16 protein-coding genes are annotated in these 17077 nt (G+C 68.0%); 9 read left to right on the top strand and 7 right to left on the bottom strand.

Translation table 11 applies throughout. The features are described from left to right. Positions 1-48: 48 nt before the first annotated feature. Entirely contained in the window at positions 49-927 is an 879-nt protein-coding gene (locus ACRCUN_RS32250) for a LysR family transcriptional regulator (protein ID WP_462145675.1), read from the top strand. On the opposite strand, the gene ACRCUN_RS32245 is transcribed toward ACRCUN_RS32250, so the two are convergent. Next, positions 924-2462 (bottom strand): glycerol-3-phosphate dehydrogenase/oxidase, encoded by a 1539-nt coding sequence (locus tag ACRCUN_RS32245; protein ID WP_462145674.1) that lies wholly within the window; start codon positions 2460-2462, stop codon positions 924-926. The two genes, ACRCUN_RS32250 and ACRCUN_RS32245, sit on opposite strands and share 4 nt — an antisense overlap. After that, on the bottom strand, positions 2459-3034 hold the full coding sequence (locus ACRCUN_RS32240; RefSeq protein WP_462145673.1) for a TetR/AcrR family transcriptional regulator: 576 nt from the start codon (positions 3032-3034) through the stop codon (positions 2459-2461). Before ACRCUN_RS32240 ends, ACRCUN_RS32245 begins: the two co-directional genes overlap by 4 nt. 50 nt (positions 3035-3084) lie before the next feature. Here ACRCUN_RS32240 and ACRCUN_RS32235 point away from each other — a divergent pair, with 50 nt between their 5' ends. The 5 genes from ACRCUN_RS32235 (at position 3085) to ACRCUN_RS32215 (ending at position 8726) form a co-directional block, all read left to right on the top strand. Beyond that, a complete protein-coding gene (locus ACRCUN_RS32235; protein ID WP_462145712.1) occupies positions 3085-4665 on the top strand; it encodes an FAD-binding oxidoreductase in 1581 nt (526 codons plus the stop codon). Beyond that, entirely contained in the window at positions 4662-5558 is an 897-nt protein-coding gene (locus ACRCUN_RS32230) for a diacylglycerol kinase (protein ID WP_462145672.1), read from the top strand. The genes ACRCUN_RS32235 and ACRCUN_RS32230 overlap by 4 nt, the downstream gene beginning before the upstream one ends. Before the next feature lie 11 nt (positions 5559-5569). Then, positions 5570-5857, top strand: a complete 288-nt coding sequence (locus tag ACRCUN_RS32225; protein WP_462145671.1) for a DUF1905 domain-containing protein — start codon at positions 5570-5572, stop codon at positions 5855-5857. A gap of 123 nt (positions 5858-5980) precedes the next feature. Next, positions 5981-8218: a glycoside hydrolase family 183 protein gene (locus tag ACRCUN_RS32220; protein ID WP_462145670.1), complete on the top strand. Its 2238-nt coding sequence runs from the start codon at positions 5981-5983 to the stop codon at positions 8216-8218. A gap of 4 nt (positions 8219-8222) precedes the next feature. After that, complete coding sequence (locus ACRCUN_RS32215) at positions 8223-8726, top strand: hypothetical protein (protein WP_462145669.1); 504 nt, start codon at positions 8223-8225, stop codon at positions 8724-8726. A gap of 1 nt (position 8727) precedes the next feature. On the opposite strand, the gene ACRCUN_RS32210 is transcribed toward ACRCUN_RS32215, so the two are convergent. Next, positions 8728-9369 (bottom strand): TetR/AcrR family transcriptional regulator, encoded by a 642-nt coding sequence (locus tag ACRCUN_RS32210; protein ID WP_462145668.1) that lies wholly within the window; start codon positions 9367-9369, stop codon positions 8728-8730. A 107-nt stretch (positions 9370-9476) separates the two neighbouring features. On the opposite strand from ACRCUN_RS32210, the gene ACRCUN_RS32205 reads away from it, so the two are divergent. The 3 genes from ACRCUN_RS32205 to ACRCUN_RS32195 are packed head-to-tail and all read left to right on the top strand — an operon-like array spanning position 9477 to position 12738. Next, complete coding sequence (locus ACRCUN_RS32205) at positions 9477-10361, top strand: SDR family oxidoreductase (RefSeq protein ID WP_462145667.1); 885 nt, start codon at positions 9477-9479, stop codon at positions 10359-10361. Beyond that, a complete protein-coding gene (locus ACRCUN_RS32200) occupies positions 10358-11287 on the top strand; it encodes a patatin-like phospholipase family protein (protein WP_462145666.1) in 930 nt (309 codons plus the stop codon). The genes ACRCUN_RS32205 and ACRCUN_RS32200 overlap by 4 nt, the downstream gene beginning before the upstream one ends. Next, positions 11284-12738, top strand: a complete 1455-nt coding sequence (locus tag ACRCUN_RS32195; RefSeq protein ID WP_462145665.1) for a flavin-containing monooxygenase — start codon at positions 11284-11286, stop codon at positions 12736-12738. The genes ACRCUN_RS32200 and ACRCUN_RS32195 overlap by 4 nt, the downstream gene beginning before the upstream one ends. A 4-nt stretch (positions 12739-12742) precedes the next feature. Here the strand turns inward: ACRCUN_RS32195 and ACRCUN_RS32190 are convergent, their stop codons facing one another. From ACRCUN_RS32190 to ACRCUN_RS32175, 4 genes are all read right to left on the bottom strand, one after another. Beyond that, positions 12743-13255 carry a DUF3145 domain-containing protein gene (locus ACRCUN_RS32190; protein ID WP_067855537.1) on the bottom strand — a complete coding sequence of 171 codons (513 nt, stop codon included), beginning with the start codon at positions 13253-13255 and terminating at the stop codon, positions 12743-12745. Positions 13256-13365: 110 nt separating this feature from the next. Next, positions 13366-14190, bottom strand: coding sequence for a serine hydrolase domain-containing protein (locus ACRCUN_RS32185; RefSeq protein ID WP_462145664.1), 825 nt, complete (start codon positions 14188-14190; stop codon positions 13366-13368). Between the two features lie 11 nt (positions 14191-14201). After that, entirely contained in the window at positions 14202-15266 is a 1065-nt protein-coding gene (locus tag ACRCUN_RS32180) for a class I SAM-dependent methyltransferase (protein ID WP_462145663.1), read from the bottom strand. 84 nt (positions 15267-15350) lie between these two features. Next, entirely contained in the window at positions 15351-16988 is a 1638-nt protein-coding gene (locus ACRCUN_RS32175) for a LuxR C-terminal-related transcriptional regulator (protein WP_462145662.1), read from the bottom strand. Positions 16989-17077: the final 89 nt, after the last annotated feature.

Raw genomic sequence — 17077 nt, 5'->3', positions numbered from 1 at the left:
TATTTTGCCGCGGTTTTCACAAAAGATGCTTGTAGATAGACTCGCGACGTGTCCACCAGATTTCCTGATCTGCGTCGATTGGGGCAGTTCATTGCGATCGCCGAAGCCGGCAACGTCACCGCAGCCGCCAAACGCCTGCACATTAGCCAACAGGCACTCAGTAGCTCGTTGCAGCAACTGGAGAAGGAGCTGGGTGCCACACTGTTCCGCCGGGACGGACGCCGCCTGACACTCACCGGCGCCGGGCGGGTGCTGCTGGCCGAAGGGCGACCGTTGCTGGCGGCCGCACACACTGTGGCCGAACGCGTCGAGCAGACCGCCAACGGCGTCGACGAGGTGTTCGTCATCGGCCACACGCCTGCCCTGAGCGGAGCGGAGGCGTATGCGCGGCTGGAACCTGCCATCGACGCATTCCCGCAGTTGTCCTTCACCTTCCGCCAGCTCTATCCCGATCAGCTGGTAGACGCGGTGCTCGACGGTTCTGTCCAGCTGGGGCTGCGTCGCGGGGTGGTGCCGACCGCTGAATTGTCCACGGCGGTGGTGGGTTACGACCGCGTGCGGCTGGCGCTGCCCGCCGGTCACCGGCTGGCCGGTCTACCGGCTGTCGACATCGGCGAGCTCACCGGGGAACGCATAGCGCTGTGGGCGCCGCCCGGCTCCTCGTACTACAGCGATTTCCTGATGGGTGCCTGCCGGCGAGCGGGGTTCGAACCCGACTACGTGGTCAGCCGGGTGCAGGGATCGGCGACCGTTGCCGCGCCTCTCACGACGGGCGCGATCGCGTTCGTCACGACACCCGCAGGGCCTGCCATGGGCGGTCGCGTGACCGTCGCCGAACTCGAACCGCCACTGCTGGTCGGCGCGCAGGCGCTCTGGCAGCGCCACACCAGTTCCGCGGTGCGCGATGTTCTGCTGGCCCAGGTCTAAGCGAGCGCCGCGAGCATCTCGGATGCCGCCGCGGCGGCGAGCTCCCGGTCGGCGGCCACGAGACCGATGCGCGTGCGCCGGTCCAGGATGTCGTCGGCGGTCAATGCCCCCTCGTGGGTCACGGCGTACTCGAACTCGGCTCGGGTGACGTCGATACCGTCGGCCACCGGCTCGGTCGGACGGTCGCAGGATGCCTGCGCGATCACGTTGGTCGCCTCGGCTCCGTACCGCGCCACCAGTGACCCGGGCAGTTCAGCCGGCGAGCGCAGGGTCGACACCGGGTTGGCCGGGGCACCCACCAGCGGCAGATTGCGGGTGCGGCACTCCCCCGCCGTGAGCCCGCGTAGCGCGACCGCGCGATCCAGCACATCCTGTGCCATGTAGCGGTATTCGGTGAGCTTGCCGCCGATCACGCTGATCACGCCGTTGGGCGATTCCACGACGGCGTGTTCGCGGGAGACGTCGGCAGTCCGGCCCGTCCCGGTGTCGATCAACGGCCGCAGACCCGCATACGAGCCTCGCACGTCGGCCGGCGTCAGTGCCGTGGCCAACGCGGTGTTGACGGTGTCGAGCAGGAACGTGATTTCGGCCGAAGTCGGTTGCGGCACATCGGGAATCGGCCCTGGTGCGTCCTCGTCGGTCAGGCCGAGATAGACGCGGCCCAATTGCTCGGGCATCGCGAACACGAACCGGTTGAGCTCGCCGGGGATCGGAATGGTCAGCGCGGCGGTGGGGTTTCCGAACGCCTTGGCATCGAACACCAGATGGGTGCCGCGGCTGGGCCGCAACGTGATCGAGGGGTCCACGTCACCCGCCCATACCCCTGCGGCGTTCACGACGGCACGTGCGTCGACGTCGAACGAGCTTCCGGTGACCTCATCGGTGAGGCGCACACGATCACCCTGCGCGACGCTCGCCGACACCCGCGTGAGGATGCGTGCGCCGTGCTGTGCGGCGGTTCGCGCCACCGCCGTGACCAGCCGGGCGTCGTCGATCAGCTGGCCGTCGTACGCCAGGAAGGCGCCGTCGAGGCCTTCGGTGCGCACCGTCGGAGCCAACTCGACCGCGCGGCGGGCATCGACCCGGCGCGATCTGGGGAGCGTCGAGGCGCTCGTGCCGGCCAATCTGCGCAGTCCGTCACCCGCGACGAAGCCGAATCGGATCAGCGCACGCGAGGCACCACTCATCGACGGCAGCAGCGGCACGAGCTGCGGCATCGCGCGTACGAGGTGTGGTGCGTTGCGGGTCATCAGGATTCCGCGTTCGATCGCGCTGCGCCTGGCGATTCCCACGTTGCCGGTCGCCAGGTAGCGCAGCCCGCCGTGCACGAGTTTGGAACTCCACCGACTCGTGCCGAACGCGAGGTCGTGTTTCTCCACGAGTGCGACGCTGAGTCCGCGCGTGGCGGCGTCGAGTGCGATGCCGACGCCCGTGATCCCGCCGCCGATCACGAGGACGTCGATGCGTGCGCCGTCGGCGAGTGCAGCCATCTCGGCGGCGCGCCGATGCGCGTTGAGCGCGGTCGGGCCGGTCATGGTTTGAGGTATCCGTTCAGCGAGTGGGCGAGTTCGGCCGCGAGTGCGTCGGCGTCGAGTATCGGTTCGACCATCTGGCCGGACTGGATGGCCGACTGCGTGATCAGCAGGCACATCGTGGCGAGCTGGCGGGTGTCGCCCGCCCGCACACTTCCATCCTCCTGCGCGAGTTTGAGTTCACCGGCGACGGCGTCGATCAGGATCTGCTGGCTGGTACCGAGCCGCTCGGCGATGTAGACCATCGCGAGGTCGGGCGCGGTGTGCAGCACCGCCATGATCACGTCGTCGTGGCGAAGCCGCTGGGCTACGGTGACGATCCGTTCCACCAGGGCCTCCCGTCCACGCCCTGCGCTCTCGACGTCATCGAGCACTCGCACGATCCGCGCGGTGAGCAGCGCGGCCAGGATCGAGCGGGTGTCGGGAAACCGGCGGTAGACCGTGGGCCGGCTGACGCCGGCCCGGCGCGCGATCTCGGCCAGCGTCACCCGGTCGATGCCGAAGGCCAGCACGCAACTGGCGGCGGCATCCAGGATGCGGTCGCCGAGCGACTCGCCGTTACTGATTGACACCATGTGTAATACTGTAACGCATGACGCGCCCGGCTGAGCAGTTGCTGCCCCCGATGAAGTGGAACGCCTGGGGTGACCCGCAGGCGGCCAAGCCCCTGTCGGACGGCATACGGGCCTTGCTGCAACAGGCCCTTGGCGTCGAACCCACCTCAGCCCCAGAGCTGACGCCCGAGCAGGTGCGACTCCGGCCTTCCAGCCTGGGCCCCGACGACCGCAAGGGGCTGGCCGCGATCGTCGGGTCTGCGCACTGCCGAGTCGATGACACGTCGCGGCTCCTGCACGCCGGCGGCAAGTCCACGCTGGACTTGTTGCGCCGCAAGGATTCCGGTGTCCAGGACGCCCCTGACGCGGTCGTTCTTCCCGGCGGCGAGGACGAGGTGGCCGAGCTGCTGAGGTATTGCACCGAGCACCGCATCGCGGTCGTCCCGTTCGGTGGAGGCACGAGCGTGGTCGGCGGGCTCGATCCGCTGCGTGGCGGGTTCACCGCGGTGGTCTCGCTGGATCTGCGCCGGCTCAACGCGCTGCACGGCATCGACGTGATCTCGGGTGAGGCCGAACTCGGGGCCGGGGTCACTGGGCCGGATGCCGAGAAACTGCTTGGCGCACAGGGGTTCTCCCTCGGGCACTTCCCGCAGAGTTTCCAGTACGCGACCATCGGCGGGTTCGCCGCCACCCGCTCGTCGGGCCAGGATTCAGCCGGCTACGGCCGGTTCGACGACATGGTCCGCGGGCTGCGGGTGGTGACGCCGGCCGGCGTGCTCGATCTCGGCCGGGCGCCTGCCTCTGCGGCGGGGCCGGATCTCCGCCAGCTGATCGTCGGCTCGGAAGGCGTGTTCGGTGTGATCACCCGGGTTCGCGTACGCGTACACCCGCTGCCGGAGTCGACGCGTTACGAGGCGTGGTCGTTCCCCGACTTCACCACCGGCGCCGAAGCGTTGCGCGCCGTGACGCAGACCGGCACCGGCCCGACGGTCATCCGGCTGTCCGACGAGGCCGAGACCGGGGTCAACCTCGCCACCACGGAAAGCATCGGCGAGCAGAAAATCACCGGCGGCTGCCTGGCCATCACAGTGTTTGAGGGCACCGCCGCGCATACCGAGAGCCGTCACGCCGAAACCCGCGCCCTGCTGCAACAGCACGGCGGAACGTCACTGGGCGAGGCACCAGCCAAGGCCTGGGAGCACGGCCGGTTCGGTGCGCCATACCTGCGGGATTCGCTGCTGGCAGCCGGTGCGCTGTGTGAAACACTGGAGACGGCGACGAACTGGTCCAACATCGCAGCGCTGAAAGACGCTGTCACGCACGCGCTTACGACCTCGCTCGGCGAATCCGGCACGCCGGCGCTCGTGTTGTGCCACATTTCGCACGTGTACCCGACCGGCGCCTCGCTGTACTTCACGGTCGTCGCGGCCCAGCGCGGCAACCCGATCGAACAGTGGCGCGCGGCCAAGGCCGCGGCATCGGAGGCCATGGTGCGAACCGGCGGTACCATCACCCATCACCACGCCGTCGGCGCCGATCACCGGCCCTGGATGCGTGATGAGATCGGCGATCTCGGTGTCGAGGTGCTGCGCGCGGTCAAGGCCACATTGGATCCGGCCGGAATCCTCAACCCCGGCAAGCTGATTCCGTGACCATCTCGCGGGTCACCGTGCTGACCAATCCCCTGTCGGGGCACGGTAACGCCCCGCATGCCGCCGAACGCGCGGTCGCGCAGTTCCAGCGCCGCGGGATCGACGTCTGCGAGATCGTCGGTACCGACGCCGCCCATGCGCACCGGCTCGTGGACGAAGCGCTCGACCGCGGGACGGACGCACTGGTCGTCGTCGGCGGGGACGGCGTGATCTCGTTGGCACTGCAGGCGTTGGCCCAGGGCGACGTACCTCTCGGCATCGTGCCTGCCGGCACCGGAAACGACCATGCGCGCGAATACCGGCTTCCCACCGGAGATCCCGAGGCGGCCGCCGACGTCGTGGCCGACGGCCGCACCGAAACCGTCGACCTCGGCCGCATCGTCGACGAAGCCGGTGTGGTGAAGTGGTTCGGGACGGTGATGGCCGCCGGGTTCGATTCACTGGTCAGTGACCGGACCAACCGCATGCGCTGGCCGCATGGGCGGATGCGCTACAACGTCGCGATGGTCGCGGAGATGTCCCGGTTGCGGTTGCTGCCGTTCCGGCTGTCGTTCGACGACGGTCCGGAAGTCCACACCGACCTGACCCTCGCGGCCTTCGGCAACACTCGCAGCTACGGCGGCGGCATGCTCATCTGTCCCGGCGCCGACCACACCGATGGTCTGCTCGACATCACGATGGTGCATTCCGCGTCGCGCACGCGGCTGATCCGGTTGTTCCCCACGGTGTTCAAGGGGACACACGTCGACCTCGACGAGGTCACCACCGCGCGGGCGGCGACCGTCAGAGTGGATTGTCCCGGCATCAACGCCTACGCCGACGGGGATTTCGCGGCGACGCTCCCGGTGACGGTGTCCGCCGTGCCTGGCGCGTTGAAGATCCTGGTGCCGTAGTTTGAACCCCGATGAATTGGGAGTTTGAGGCCGAGGTCTTCCAATGGCGCGGCCCGGCGCCGTATTTCTTCGTCGCAACCCCCGACGACGTCGATGCGTTCCTGCACGACCACCTCGGCGAGCTAACGTACGGCTGGGGTGTGATCCCGGCGCAGGTCCGCATCGGCGACACCGAGATCGCGACATCGTTGATGCCACGCGACGGGATTTACCTCGTACCGCTGAAAGTGGCGCTACGGCGTGCCGAACAGATCGACGACGGCGACCTGGTGCGCGTCCATCTGTCCGTGGGCCGGTAGCCAATTCTCGCTTCCGCCAAGTCTCAAGCCATTCGGCATGTTTGCCGCCCGCACCCGGCAGCACACGGTATTTTCCAATGGGGCCGGGGCGAATCGATTCAGACTGAGCGGGTGCGGAGCGTCATGGATTCAAGCAAGTACATCGGTCGCGTCGGCGCTCTTGCCGTGGCAATGGGTATCGGCACGGCGCTGACATCGGGAACCGGCGTCGCGTGGGCGGACGACGGTGGCAACACCTCCGGCAAGGCAAATTCCAGCGCGAGCAGCGAGACCGGCAAATCAGGCGAATCCGCAGCCAAGGAGGCTGGGAGCAAACCGTCGAGCACAACCGAACCCGACCGCAAAGGCCCGCTGTCGAAGGTCGGGGAACGGATCCGCAAGGACGTCGAGTCCGGCCTCGACGGCGTGCAGGATGCGTTGAAGCGCAGCCAGAATCGGATCGAGAAGGCACGAGACGAGCTCAGCGACCGGGCCGCCGAAGCCAAGGCCAAGGCCAAGGCCACCGACGACTCTGAGGACGCTGCGAAACCGACGCGCAGGCACCGCGACGTCAGCGCCGACAAGACCGAGCCCACCCCCGTCGTCTCGCCCGTCGCCGACGCGGTGCCCGCACTCGATCGCACCGAACGGCCCAGCACCGTGGTCGTGAAGGTCAAAGAGGCCACGCAGGACATCGCCGAGCGCATCGGCGAGACCGTCAGCACAACCCGGGCAGAGTCCATCGTCGAGAGGTTCGGCCGGCGCAGCGTCGATGTCGCGGCCACCGCACAGGCCGCGAATGCGCAGGCTCCGCAGGCTTCTGCGGTCCCGGTCGTCTCGGCCCTGCTCGCGGCTGCCGGGCTGTCGCCGCTCGGCGCGGGGACGAGTCCGGTGGCGCCCGCGCAGTCGCCGGCATTGTGGGCCGTGATGGCGTGGGCACGGCGAGAATTCGAGCGTGCGGTCAACCCGAGCGGCACGAGCCTGGTGTCGGCCAACGATGCGGCGTCGGTGGTCGCCGAGGGTGAGATCCAGCCGATGGCGGCAGCCGCCCCTAACCTCGCGGTGCAGACCGACAACTTGACGCCCAAGCCGGAGGTCCCGGCGCCGCTCACGGGCGCGACGACCAGACTGCCGTGGGTCACCGGTGCCGGCTTCACCGACCACTGGTATGTCGCGGGCACCGACCTCGGCATCATGTGGAACAGCGGATACACGGACCCGGAAACCGGGAAGCCGATCATCTACACGCTGTTCGGCGACACCTACAGCGGCCCGAACATGACCGGAGACTGGCGCAACAACGTGTTGTTCCGCACCAGTGACACCGATCTGACCGACGGTCTTCAGTTCAGCGACGCGTTGATCCACGCCGGCGCGTCACCGACCAATCCCGGGATTCCACGGTGGTATTCGCGCGACGAGCAACCCGCCGCGGGCGCCGCGCAGATCATCTACGACCCTGGTTATGACGGGTTGTTCGGGCGCACCTACACGATGATCCCCACCTCGGCCATCGCGATCCAGAACGACGACGGCACCTACACGCAGTACGCGACCGTGATGTCGATCCGCACGTGGGACAACCCCGGCAGCTGGACCACCAACTACGCGGCCATCGCCTACTCGACCGACGAGGGCAAGACCTGGACGGTCGATCGAGACACCGTGCGGTCGTCGGGTTGGTTGCGTGCGGGACCGGCTTATGTGCCCGGCGATGAGCACTTCCAACAGAACGCGCTCGTGATGTCCGACGACCCGACCGACCCGTACGTCTACGTGTACGGGACGCCGTCCGGTCGGCAGGGCTCGGCGTACCTGGCCCGGGTCGAGAAGGACCAGATCATGAACCTGGATGCCTACGAGTACTGGGCGGGCGCGGATTCCAGCGGCACCGGCCAGTGGACGACGGGCGATCCGTCGGCCGCCGTTCCGGTCTTCGGCGCGAGCGAAACCGATTTCCTGCCCCGGCTCTACAAGGTCATCGACACCTTCACGTTCGGCTTCTTCAGCCGGATCGCGAACGGCATCTGGGTCGGCGGTCTGCCGACGGGCGGCAACGTCAGCGAAATGTCGGTGCAGTACAACGAGTATCTCGGTCAGTACGTGGTGCTCTACACCGACGGCGGCAACAACGTCGTGATGCGGGTGTCCGAATCACCACAGGGTGAGTGGTCGGACACCACGACGCTGGTGAGGAACGACCTCGTCTCGAACACCGGCATGTATGCCCCGATGGTTCACCCGATGTCGGGCACGGATTACTTCGACACCGCCACCGCGGACAACTCGCAATACCTGTACTACAACCTCTCGTACTGGGGTGACTACAACGTGCGGCTCATGCGCACGGACCTGGAATCTATGAAGACGATCTCGGTGTAGCGACGTGCGGGGCTCACTCGCGTTGACCGCGGCGGCCGTCACGGTGGCTGCCGCGGTCAACGCGACTGCCTGTGCGCGCGCGAATCCCGAACCGCCGCCGCCGGGCCCGGCCGAGACCTCGGCGCCCCAGGCGGGCTCGTCCTGTCCGCAGAGTTTCGACGGTGCCATGACCCGTGTGCAGCAGATCCTGTATCGCTGCACCGACGGCACCTGGCAACAGTTTCACGATCCGTACCCGTCGTCTGACCGGTGGCTGACCACCGGGCCCGAACTGGTCGTGCACGGCCAGGGCCGACGGAATCCGGAGGTCAAGGGCGGCGCGTGGACGGGTTTACCGCAGACCGCCGAAGCACGTTGCACCGCAGAACTTGTCGATGTCGTCGCCGCGGGCGAGACGTCGGCGCCCGAGACGTTGACAGCCGAACCCGGCGAGCCGTTGACGTTCGACATCAGCGACCACATGTTCACCGTAACGCTCAGCGGCTACTGCCTGTGGCAGCGCGGCTGAGCTACCCCGCCGCTTTCGCCGACCCGAGGGCGGCCAGCAGCTTGACCAAATGGCCGAAGGCATCGGTGAACGGGCGGGCCGGCACCGAGGGATCGATCGCCCGCTGAATACCGAGGCCGATGCCCGCGCTCAGCAGAAGGTTGCCGAGATCGCCGATACTGGCCGCGCCGTTACGGGCCAGTTGCTCCTCGTCGATGCCGAGTTCGGCTGACATCGACTGCAGCACGTCGATGATCATCTGTGCGGCGTCGTTCCGCAGTGTCGTGATCATCTCGCTGAGTTCGGCGTTGTTGCGCGACAGGACCACGAACTCGAGTTCGAGCATCGTCCAGCCGACATCGCCCGCGGTCCGTTCCAGCCATGCGCTGACGGCTGCGACGCGGGAATCCAACGCGGCATCCGACGTCGCGAGCTCAGCCATTTCGGCGAACTTCTCGCGGTGGATCAGCTCGAGCACTTCGCGGCACAGGTTCGGTTTGCTGCCGAAGTTCGAGTAGACCGCGCCCTTCGAGAATCCGGCGTCGTCGGCGATGTCCTCAAGACTCGTGGCGGCGTAACCGTGGGTGAGAAAGCGCTGTTTGGCGGCCTGCAACAACTCGGTGCGGGTCTGCTCTTGGCGTTGCACCCTGGTCAGCCGCGGCATGACGCCGATGATAGTTCGAACTGAACCCAGGGTATTGAATTAACTCCCAGTATTCAGATACCGTGAGTATCCGAAAGGTCGCGAGACAACCCTTGGGGAGGCATGACGTGCGGTTTTTGCAGCGCAGGACATCGTTGGACGGGACGGTGGTCATCGTCAGCGGCGGGGCGCGCGGGATCGGAGCCAAGACCGCCGAGTGGTTCTCCGCCGCCGGCGCCACGGTGTGGATCGGCGATGTCGACGCCGACGTCGCCGCGACGACGGCCGCGACACTCCGGCGCTGCCACAGCGCGCACCTCGACGTCACTCAGCGCTCGTCGTGGGATCGGCTCGTGGCGGACATCGTCGCGGAATCGGGCCACATCGACATCCTGGTCAACAACGCAGGTGTGATGCCCCTCGGCGCATTCGACGCCGAACCCGAAGCCACGACCGACCTGGTGCTCGACGTCAACGTGTGCGGCGTGCTGAACGGAATGCGCGCGGTGATACCCGTCATGGTCGGGCAGGGCGGCGGCCACGTCGTCAACGTCGCGTCGATGGCCGGGATGATCCCCATTCCCGGAATGGTGACCTACAACGCCAGCAAGTTCGCGGCCCTCGGCGCCTCACTCGCGGCGCGTCGCGAGTACGCCCCGGCGGGTGTCAGCGTGTCGGCAGTGCTGCCGTCCGCGGTGCGCACCGAGCTCGCGTCGGGCGTACGCCTCGGCGGCGGCCTGCCGACCGTGGATCCCGACGACGTCGCACGCGCGGTCCTGGGGACCGTGCGCACGCGGGCTGCACGCACATCGGTGCCCGGATGGGTTGCTCCGGCTTGGGCTTTCGTAGAGGCCCTGGTGCCCGAGTTCCTCGAACGCGCCGTGCGCAACCGGGTCGACGACCGGCGCGCACTCACGGCGATCGATGCGCAAGGCCGCTCGGCATACCGCGAGCGACTCGACCGGCAATCGAAAGCCCATGCCGCCCAGGTTGATTCCGAGGTGGTCTCATGAGCCTCGCACTCGTCATCGGGTGCGGCGGCACGATCGGCGGGGCCTGGGCGGTCGCCGCGCTGCACGCACTCGCGCAGCACACCGGCGCCGACCCACGCGATGCCGCGGTCCTGCAGGGCACATCGGCCGGCGCCGAGATCGTCACCATGCTCGGCGGAGGGGTATCGGTGGCCGATCTGGTCGACATGCACCGCGGCGCATCTGCCGACGACCGCCTGCGCAGGCACATCGCGGCCACGCCGCCCTCCGTTCCGCCGTTTCCGTTCCCAGGGATGCTCAATCCGCGGTTGCTCACAACGCAACGCGGGCTCGCCGCGTTGACCGGCGTCGCGCCGATCGGGCGGGGAAATGCCGACTGGTTGCAGCGTTTGGCCAACGGATTCTCGGAACCCACCGGCTGGGTGGCTCACTCCGGCACCCGCATGGTGGCGTTCGACTACCGGCGTGGGGAACGGGTCGTATTCGGCGCCGCGGGCGCACCGGCGGCCACCGCGGGTGAGGCGCTTCGCGCCTCGTGGGCCGTGCCGGGCTGGCTGCCGCCGGTCACGATCGGCCGGCGGCGATTCGTCGACGGCGGTGCCGCATCGACAGCATCCGTCGATCTCATTGCGCCGCACGAGGCCGAGACCATCTATGTGATCGCGCCGATGGCGTCCGAGCAGAACACGCGCGCACCGGGATTCGGCGGTGTCCTCGAAGAACGGCTGCTGCGCCGCGCGATGTCGCGCGGGCTGGACAGGGAGGTCGCCGCGGTACGTGCGCGCGGTACCCACGTCGTCGTCATCCGGCCCGACAGCGCCGACCTCGCCGGCCTCGGCGCACTTTTCATGCGGCGCAGCCGTCGCCGGGCCGCGTTCGAGTCCGCGATGCGGACCGCACCCGACACGGTGCGTCGCGCACTGACCGTGAGCGAGGATGCCCGGTGAGCCGGGACGTGCGGATCGTCATCATCGGCGCGGGCATGGCCGGCATCGCGACCGCCTACACGCTCAAACAGGCGGGGTTCACGAACTTCACGATTCTGGAGAAGGGCGGCGACGTCGGTGGGGTGTGGCACTGGAACCGCTATCCGGGCCTCACGTGCGACGTCCCATCCCAGATCTATCAGTTCTCGTTCGCGCCCAAGCCGGATTGGAGCCACATCTGGGCGAGCGGCGAGGAGATCCAGCGGTATCACCGTGATGTCGTCGAGCGCTTCGGGCTCGACGCGCATGTCCGGCTGAACACCGAAGTCACCGAGGCGCGCTATGACAGCACGAGCATGTCGTGGACGGTGGCCACGGGCGACGGGGACACGCTGACAGCGGATTTCGTCATCTGTGCCACCGGGGTGCTGCACCACCCGTACGTGCCCGACATCCCTGGCATGGACACGTTCGAGGGCCGGATCGTCCACACCGCCCGGTGGGACCCCGACCTTGTGACGGACGGACAGCGCATCGCCGTCATCGGCACCGGATCGACCGGTGTACAGGTCGTCTCCGCCCTGCAGCCGGATGCCGAGTCGGTGACGCATTTCGCGCGGTCACCCCAGTGGATCCTGTGGGCGCCCATGGCGATCCGGCAACCGTCGGCACTGGCCGCAGTGCTGCGGCGCCGGCCCGCATGGCATGACTTCGTCTATCGGCGGCTGCTGTGGGCATCAGGCATTCTGGCCGATGTCGTCACGACACCGTCCTGGCGGCGCCGGCTCGTGCAGGCGTACGCGCGGTTGAGCCTTCGGGCCCAGATCCGCGACCCACGGCTGCGTGCGGCGTTGACCCCCGATTACCAGCCGCTGTGCAAACGGCAGGTGGTGTCGGGCAGCTACTACCGTGCGATCACCCGGGCAAACGCCCGCCTGGTCTCCGAACCCATCCGGGAGTTCACCTCGACGGGAATCCGCACCGCCGACGGAGCACACCACGGCGTCGACGTCGTGGTGCTGGCGACCGGATTTCAGGCGCACAACTACATGCGTCCGATGTCGGTCGTGGGCCGGGATGGGATCACTCTCGACGAGGCATGGGTCAAGGGGCCGCGGGCCTATCGGATGACGGCGGTTCCCGGGTTTCCCAACCTGTTCACCGTGCTCGGACCCAACTCGCCGACGGGCTCGATCTCGCTGCAGTACTCGGCGGAGCTCACGGCGCGCTACATCGTGCACTGGTTGCGGATGTTCGCCGACCGGACGGTCACCGAGGTGGAGGTGACCGAGGAGGCCACCGACGCGTTCAACGCCGCGGTGGCCGATGCGCTCGGCCCGACGGTGTGGAACACGGGATGCAGTTCGTGGTACCTGACCGACAACGGCACGATCGACCTGTGGCCGTTCGACCGGGCGACGCTCACCCGGATGCTGTCCGCGCCGGACCCGGCGCACTTCAGCGTGCGCTGACGGGTTAGCCGACTCCCCTGTTCAGCCAGCTGACCTCGCCGGTCTCGCCGCCATCGCGGTAGGGCTCCAAGGATTCGTCCCACGCCGTGCCCAGGACGGTGTCGAGTTCGGCGGCAAGCATGTCGGCGCCGCCGGCCATCAGCGTGCGCAGCCGCATCTCGCCGACCATCACGTCACCGTTGGCGCTCATGACACCGCTCCACAAGCCGAGCTGCGGGGTGTGACACCACCGGTGCCCGTCGACGCCGGCGCTCGGGTCCTCGGTCACCTCGAAACGCAGCACCGACCAGGACCGCAGGGCGTTCGCCAACTGCGCTCCGGTGCCCACCGGTCCAACCCAGTTGGTGACCGCGCGCAGCTGGCCGGGCATGGCCGGTTGCGGGGTCCACTTCAGGTTGGCCCTCGCCGACAGGGTCGACGACAACGCCCACTCGACATGCGGGCATACCGCCGCGGGTGAGGCGTGGATGTACACCACGCCCGTCGCCGCGTCGGCGAACTGGTTCGATGCACGCATCTGCTTCTCCTTCGGCTCCACGAGGGACGTCTTCCCCAACGGCCTGGTGTTACCAAAGAGATGCAGTTGTTCCGTGCGTGTCTATTGTGCCCTGTGTGGCGCCTGTTGCGCTAGTCTGTGCCGATTTCTCTCAGCACACCATCAGATATCGCCGGCCACCGGTCGTACGTCCAGTCGCCGAAGTCGCGGTCGGTGAGTGCTACGAGCGCGACGTCAGCCGTCGGATCGACCCACAGAAACGTCCCTGACTGGCCGAAATGCCCGAATGTGGCCGGAGAATTCGCCGATCCGGTCCAGTGCGGGGATTTGCTGTCGCGCAGCTCGAAGCCCAGGCCCCAGTCGTTGGGCCGCTGCGCGCCGAATCCGGGCAGCACCCCCGCGAGCCCGGGGAACTGCACCGAGACCGCGTCGGCGTGCATGGTCGGCGACACCAGTGCGGGGCGCAGCAGCTCACCGGCGAACGCCGCCAGATCAGCCACCGTCGACACGCCGCCGAAGCCGGCGGCCTCGGCGCCGCCGAGCAGCTTGGAGGCCGACATCCCGAGCGGCTCGAACACCGCCTCGGTGAGGTAGCGGCCGAACTCGATGTCGGCGGCGTCCTCGACGGCCCGGGCCAGCAACTCGAATCCGTAGTTGGAATAGACCCGCCGCTGCCCCACCCGGGCAATCACGTCAGCCGAATTCATCGACACCCCGGACGCATGCGCCAAGAGATGGCGCACGGTCGAGCCGGGCGGGCCGGCGGGGGTGTCGAGTTCGACGACCCCCTCCTCGATCGCGATCTGCGCGGCACGGGCGACCAACGGCTTGGTCACCGACGCCAACGCGAACGGCTTGGAGATGTCGCCGTGGGTGGCCAACACACCGGACGGCCCGACCACCGCCGCTGCGGCAGTCGGGACCGGCCAATCGTCGAGAACATCCAGTGCGCCCATTGCGCAGGATGCTACTTGCGGGCGATGAAGTAATCGTTGAAGGGATCGGTCTCGACCTCATGGACGGTGACCGCGCCGAAGCCCGCGTCGGCGAGCATCGACAGCGCGAGCTGGCGGCCCCACATGGTGCCGAGACCGGCACCGCCCGCCGACAACGAGACCGTCATGCAATGCATGGTCGAGATCGTGTAGAACAGCGAGGCCCACGGAATCGCGATGTTGTCGGCCAGGTTGCTCGATGCCTTGATGTCGACCATCAACAACACCCCACCCGGCCGCAGCGCCCGATGGATGTTGGCCAGGACGCGATCCGGATGCACCTGATCGTGGATGGCGTCGAACACCGTGATGGCGTCGAATGCGTTCTCGACGTCGAGCGTCGCGAGGTCCTGCGACTCGAACGTGGCGTTGGTCAATCCCATCAACTGCGCCTCGTGGCGGGCCGCGACGATCGCGGGTGCCGAGAAGTCGAATCCGGTGAACCGGCTGGCACCGTACTCGGCGGCCATGACGCTGATGGCATGTCCACTGCCGCAACCGAAGTCGGCGACATCGATGCCATGCCGCAGCCGCTCCGGTAACCCGTCGGCCAGCGGCAGGATGCCGTCGACGAGCGCCGCGTCGAACACCCCACCGCTTTCCTCGGCCATGATGGCGTGAAAGCGCGGGAACTCGGTGTAGGGCAGGCCCCCGCCGTGCCGGAAGCAGTCGACGATCTTCTGTTCGACCTCACCGAAGATCGCGATGTACTGCGCGAGTTTGGCGATGTTGTCCGGTCCGCCGGCCCGCGTCAGGGCGGCCGCGCGATGTCGCGGCAGGTGGTAGGTCGCCGCATCGGCGTCGTAGTAGACGATGCCCGCGGTGACAATGCCGCCGAGCCACTCACGGACGTAGCGTTCGTCGAGGCCTGCGGCGTCGGCGATCTGAGTGCTGGTGGCGGCGGGCAGTTCGGCGAGCGTGTCGAACAGGCCGGTTTGGTGGCCGATCGAGAGCAGCAGGGCCACGGCGGCGTCGTTGACGATGCCGACCACGCGATTGCCGAAGTCTTCGGCGGTTTCTTCTGCGATGAGTGTCATGCCGCTGACGCTAGATTCCAGGACCGCTCACCGGAATCCGCCGAATCATGCGTCTGAGACCGCCGAGTGGGGTGAATGCTGTAGTCAGGAGTCGCGCACTACACCGTTCTGGTATGCCCAGGTGACCGCCGCTGTGCGGCTCGACACCCCGAGCTTGCTGTAGATGTTGGCCAGATGCCTGCCGACGGTCTTTTCGCTGATGACGATCTGAGCCGCGACTTGACGGTTGGTGGCACCGCCCGCGATCACGCGCAGCACCTCGATCTCGCGACGGGTCAGCCCACCCGGGCTGCCCCTGCCACATACCCCGCTCGGCTGCACCGCGAGTTGCTCGTAGATGTTCTCCGCGGTGGCGATATCGGCGGCAGCGGCCGCGTCGTCGCCAAGACCCTTGTGCGCCAAAGCCATCCACTCATATACCTCGGCGATCTCGTAGCGCGCCTGCTGCATCCGGTACTCGCGTAACGCCGCTTCCAGCACCGTGAGCGCCGCCTCATACTCACCGCCGCGCACCAGTACCGCACCTCGCGCCTGCGCGGCCCAGGCCCGGTAGCCCGGAGTTCCGAACGTTTCGGCTCCCGTGGTCAATTCATCGCTGTGCCGCCGCGCCTCGTCCAGGTCGTTGCGGGCCAGTGCCACGATCACCGCAGCCCGCAACATCCGCATGCGGTCCAGCCGACCCGCACCCGCCAGCGCGACCCGCAAGTCGGCCCACGCGGCCTGGCTCTGCCCGAGACTGCAGCGCAACAGGGCCTCACCGGGTTGCGGGTCGACGCCGAGCGCGCGCGCCTTCGCGAACGCGGCCAACGCGCCCTCGCTGTCGCCGCGCAATCGGCGTACCTCGCCCAACTGGTAGAAGCCCTCGCCGCCCACCCAGGCGTTGACGCCTTCCAACGCCGCACTGGCAGCGAACAACTCGTCTTCCAGGCGGCGATAGTCGTCGTCGCCCGCGGCGAGCTGCAGCCGGTGCACGTCGCACACGCGGTAGTACGAGGATGTGCTGTTGACGTCGCACCAGCGTTCCATCGCGTCGGTCCAGGAGCGCATCCTGGGATGGTCGGCCAACTTGTGGCAGAGGTTGAGCACCACGCAGTAGATGTCGCCTGCCCACTCCACCCGCACGTGGCCGGCCAGCAACGGCAGGATCGCCTCGTCGACATAGGCGTATCCGTCGGCAGCCCGGCCGTCATAGAAAGCCGCCATCGCCTGGGCGACCAACGACAGTGAGGCCAAAGACGGATCGTCGAATCCGTCGCACAAGTCGCGCATCTGCTCGGCGCGCCGGCTCAACTCGTCGGGGTTCTGCTGCACGACCGCGACGACCGCGTCGAGGTAGGCCAGATAACCGTGGCTCGGCCCGGGCGCCGAACCCGTCAACAGCCTGCGGGCCCGGTTCATCCAGCCCTGCGCGATATTCACGTCACCGCGGGTCAGCCATTCCAGCCCGATGTCGAGCGCCTTCATCGCCGCGGCCGCCGGGTCGGTGCGCACCATCTGTCCGTAGACCCGCTCGGCCAGCCGGACCGCTTCGCGGCCATGCCCCAGCCGCCAGGCGGTGGTGGCGTAGGCGTCCAGGTCGTCGAGCGCCATCGGCCCGATTCCGTCCGCGTCGACGTACGCCCGGTAGGCGGCGGCCCAGTCGCTGCGCGCGTAGGCGGCCCGCGCCTCGCGCAGCGTGGGGTTGTCCGATGCTCGCATCGCCGATGCCCGGGCCGTCGTCATTGCTGCCCACGGTATTACGCGAGAGGCTCACGCGACAGCATCAACGCCCCACCGCTAGGTTATTAGCCATGCCTCAGACAGTGCGCGGT

This window comes from Mycobacterium venezuelense, from assembly GCF_054919535.1.
This window is presented reverse-complemented; position numbering and strand designations above follow the sequence as displayed.

What these genes read in the sequence shown, in the direction of transcription:
- ACRCUN_RS32210 (WP_462145668.1), bottom strand. Translation starts at nt 9,369, where the DNA reads ATGCCGCGGCTGACCAGGGTGCAACGCCAAGAGCAGACCCGCACCGAG.
- ACRCUN_RS32180 (WP_462145663.1), bottom strand. Translation starts at nt 15,266, where the DNA reads ATGACACTCATCGCAGAAGAAACCGCCGAAGACTTCGGCAATCGCGTG.
- ACRCUN_RS32245 (WP_462145674.1), bottom strand. Translation starts at nt 2,462, where the DNA reads ATGACCGGCCCGACCGCGCTCAACGCGCATCGGCGCGCCGCCGAGATG.
- ACRCUN_RS32240 (WP_462145673.1), bottom strand. Translation starts at nt 3,034, where the DNA reads ATGGTGTCAATCAGTAACGGCGAGTCGCTCGGCGACCGCATCCTGGAT.
- ACRCUN_RS32220 (WP_462145670.1), top strand. Translation starts at nt 5,981, where the DNA reads ATGGATTCAAGCAAGTACATCGGTCGCGTCGGCGCTCTTGCCGTGGCA.
- ACRCUN_RS32175 (WP_462145662.1), bottom strand. Translation starts at nt 16,988, where the DNA reads ATGACGACGGCCCGGGCATCGGCGATGCGAGCATCGGACAACCCCACG.
- ACRCUN_RS32185 (WP_462145664.1), bottom strand. Translation starts at nt 14,190, where the DNA reads ATGGGCGCACTGGATGTTCTCGACGATTGGCCGGTCCCGACTGCCGCA.
- ACRCUN_RS32200 (WP_462145666.1), top strand. Translation starts at nt 10,358, where the DNA reads ATGAGCCTCGCACTCGTCATCGGGTGCGGCGGCACGATCGGCGGGGCC.
- ACRCUN_RS32235 (WP_462145712.1), top strand. Translation starts at nt 3,085, where the DNA reads ATGAAGTGGAACGCCTGGGGTGACCCGCAGGCGGCCAAGCCCCTGTCG.
- ACRCUN_RS32225 (WP_462145671.1), top strand. Translation starts at nt 5,570, where the DNA reads ATGAATTGGGAGTTTGAGGCCGAGGTCTTCCAATGGCGCGGCCCGGCG.
- ACRCUN_RS32190 (WP_067855537.1), bottom strand. Translation starts at nt 13,255, where the DNA reads ATGCGTGCATCGAACCAGTTCGCCGACGCGGCGACGGGCGTGGTGTAC.